The 812-nt window shown below is 52.7% G+C and carries 1 protein-coding gene and 2 pseudogenes; 2 read left to right on the forward strand and 1 reads right to left on the reverse strand.

Annotated elements, in window-relative coordinates:
• Positions 1-66, forward strand: a pseudogene (locus K0335_RS22110) (peptide-methionine (R)-S-oxide reductase); the annotation flags it as partial.
• Positions 67-107: 41 nt separating this feature from the next.
• Positions 108-386: a YeaC family protein gene (locus tag K0335_RS22115; protein WP_001046864.1), complete on the forward strand. Its 279-nt coding sequence runs from the start codon at positions 108-110 to the stop codon at positions 384-386.
• Positions 387-736: 350 nt separating this feature from the next.
• Here K0335_RS22115 and K0335_RS22120 read toward each other — a convergent pair.
• Positions 737-812 (reverse strand): annotated as a pseudogene (locus K0335_RS22120) (nicotinamidase/pyrazinamidase); the annotation flags it as partial.

Below are 812 nucleotides of genomic sequence, written 5' to 3' on the forward strand. Positions count from 1 at the left end.
TATTGCGTTAACTCGGCCTCGCTGGCCTTTTCTGACGAGAAAAACGGCGATCAACTGAAAGGCTGAAAAAACGATTCAGCAAATTATTCCACAGGAGCGGACACATCATGAATCTTGATGAGATCATTAACAGCATGACGCCGGAAGTGTATCAACGTTTATCCACCGCCGTTGAGCTGGGTAAATGGCCGGATGGCGTGGCGTTGACGCCGGAACAGAAAGAAAACAGCCTGCAACTGGTGATGCTATGGCAGGCGCGGCACAATACCGAAGCGCAACATATGACGATCGATACTCACGGTCAGATGGTGATGAAAAGCAAGCAGCAGCTCAAAGCGGATTTCGGTATTACGTCAAAGCCGATTGCGACATTGAAAATGCAGTAACGGCAGCCGGATAAGAGGTAGTCGCCATCCGGTGGTTTAATTGCCAATGCGTTGTGCTTACCGGGCCTGCTCATTGCTGTCAGGCACAGGCCCGCCATATTTTTACCCATTACGCTTAATGTCCAGCGAGTCCGCCAACTGTTTCGCTAACTGATTATTGTCATTGGCGGCCTATTCCCAGAACATTGCGCCGGCCAGCCCGCGCTTTTTAATCTGTTTCGTTAGAAGCGCTCTCCAGCCTGCGTTGAGCTTTGCCTGGTAGCGACGCTGACGTGACGTATCCGGCCCAAAGATCTATGCAATGGTCTCACCGTTGCGTGATGTATTGACCGGATACGATACCTGCTCCGCTACCTGGCGATAGCCTGGCCCTGCGTCTCTTCCCAGTCTGCCAGCGTATACAGCGTCGCGCCTGCCGCCGCCATC

The sequence above is a fragment of the Escherichia sp. GZ89 genome (genome assembly GCF_019366485.1).
Taxonomy (GTDB): Bacteria; Pseudomonadota; Gammaproteobacteria; order Enterobacterales; family Enterobacteriaceae; genus Escherichia; species Escherichia fergusonii.

Excerpts from the sequence above, each read along its gene's own strand:
- K0335_RS22115 (WP_001046864.1), top strand. The coding sequence starts at position 108 with ATGAATCTTGATGAGATCATTAACAGCATGACGCCGGAAGTGTATCAA.